Here is a 2,170-nt window from a genome sequence, read left to right on the forward strand (position 1 = left end):
GCAGATTACTCTTGTTAGGTTTGCGTTGAATGTTATAGCGATATATACGGATCCATATAAGTTTAATACTGCATTAGAGATTGCTACCGTTGTAGCTGGGTGGACCGGTGGTGTAGGTGTACCGATAGTGCACACATTAATTATGATGGCTTGGGCAATGGCTGAATCTTTGTTTGATGTATATTTATTGTTAAAGGGTGAGAGTATACCAATATTTAAAACGAGAAATACATGGATAACGGATATAAAAGGACTTTCGACAACAATTACAAATGAAATTATTGATAAAGCCAAAGAAAAGGCTAAAAATGTTACTCAAGATGTGATTGATTATACGGAGAGCACCGTTGAAGATTTTTTGGAGAAGGCTAGCACCACTGTAGCAGACTATATAGACTCAAAAGTAGACCTGCTGGTAGACAAGGCATTTGCTAGCATTGAAAATCCTTTGAAAGAAGTTGTATATTCTGCAGAGGAGTTATTTGATGATTTGGAGGCAAGTTTAAATGTTGAAGTTGAGGGAGAAATAGGAGATATAATGAATCAAATCAGTAGTGAAATTCAAACATTACTTCTTGTTGAAATGGAAATTGTTGAAAACAGTACTGTTGGCAGCTATGTACCAATTACAATTCAAGGAGTTGATTATACAGACTTCCTTGAAGTGTATAAAGATAGAAATCTAAAAGAAGCTATAGAAGAACTTACTGTAATACTTGCAGAGGGAAAAGAGCTGCTTGGCTATAATGTAGATGAAACAAGTAAAAAAGTAAATAGTATGATTTTTAACACTATTCAGGAAGCAAAAAAGAAAGTAAAATATAATATAAAGTCTAGTATAATGGATTATAAAGATAATTTGGTTAATAAGTTCAAAGAAACATTAAAAGATGTTGCTAATAAGGGAAAAGAGGAAGTAAATAAATTCATTGATTCTATTGGCAATACGAGCGATTCAGATGTAATGAAGACGAACCTCAGGGGGTCTTTCCTCTCTATGAAATATACTGATTACTTAAGACTATTTTTACTTTTCGCAAACAAAGATGTGAAAATGAAAAGAATAGCTGATTTGATACAGGTAAATATGAGGAGTATTTCAGGGAATAAAACTTTTAAGTTGTCAGAGTTCAGTACATATATGCGTATTGAATCTTCAATTTCAATAAAATATTTGTTTGCAACAAAACCTTTTATACCAAAGGAATTTAGAACTGAAGACGGAAAGAGAATAAAGTTTGATGTTATTCTATATAAAGGTTATTAACATTTGAAGATATAATTATTTATTTATAAATTATTTTATAAAGAAGGAGATGTAAAAAATGGTTAAAGTAAAGTCAATATTAATAGCAATAATAATATGTGCAGTGTCTTTGTTATCAGCTTGCAGTGGTAATGGAGAAGGAAGTAATCAACCTTCTAGTGTATCAAATTCGCCACAGAATATACATGAAACAGCAGATAAAAAAGAAAAAACTAATGCGGAAAGATTTTTAGAATATGTTAAAGAAGCAGCATATTTGAGAAAATTTACTGAAACTGGTGATTATGCGGGAATTGGGATTACATTGCATGATATATATAAAGATGACATTGTAAATCCTTACACTGGAGGTAGTTCAATATATGTGATGAATAGAACGAGAACTTATATGAAAAATAAAAATATGTCTGTAACAAAAGGATACGGTGTTGACTGTGTATTGATAGATGATTATATGACGCAACTAAAAAAAATAGATACTAATGAAGTAGTTTATTGCGTAAATCCAGAAAGTAAAGGCATGGTATTTGCATTTTGGTTTATAGATGGCGTGTATATATATGAGATTGATGAAAATGGCAATAAAATAAATGAAATCAAGCATTTCTTTGAAAAAGAGAATAAAGAAGAATAAGGTTATGTTAATAAAGACTATAGTAAAATGGAGGGCTTAAAATGAGAAAATCGGCAAAATTAATATTAACAATATTTATAGTAACTATACTTTTCTCAAGTATTACTTTTGCGATTAATATACCGCTTCGTGTGGTTGTAAATGGAGAAGAGTTGTATTTTCCGGATGAGAAGCCGTTCATCGATGCGAATGGAAGGACGCAGACACCAGCAAGGTTTATTGGAGAAGCTTTGGGAGCAACAGTAACTTGGGATGGAAATGCGAAGAAA

At 31.5% G+C, this 2,170-nt stretch carries 3 protein-coding genes; all 3 read left to right on the top strand.

The window, feature by feature from the left end:
- Window positions 1-1,267: DUF5702 domain-containing protein (locus JCM21531_RS23260; RefSeq protein WP_243467886.1), on the top strand; the 1,267-nt coding region annotated here is incomplete at its 5' end.
- A 58-nt stretch (window positions 1,268-1,325) separates the two neighbouring features.
- Window positions 1,326-1,901 (top strand): hypothetical protein, encoded by a 576-nt coding sequence (locus JCM21531_RS16920; RefSeq protein ID WP_003513751.1) that lies wholly within the window; start codon window positions 1,326-1,328, stop codon window positions 1,899-1,901.
- A 41-nt stretch (window positions 1,902-1,942) separates the two neighbouring features.
- Window positions 1,943-2,170, top strand: a 228-nt coding sequence (locus JCM21531_RS16925; RefSeq protein WP_038291568.1) for a stalk domain-containing protein, incomplete at its 3' end; no start/stop codon positions are given.

It is taken from the genome of Acetivibrio straminisolvens JCM 21531, from assembly GCF_000521465.1.
GTDB classification, from domain to species: Bacteria; Bacillota; Clostridia; order Acetivibrionales; family Acetivibrionaceae; genus Hungateiclostridium; species Hungateiclostridium straminisolvens.

Coding starts and splice junctions, on each gene's coding strand:
- JCM21531_RS16920 (WP_003513751.1), top strand. CDS start 1,326: ATGGTTAAAGTAAAGTCAATATTAATAGCAATAATAATATGTGCAGTG.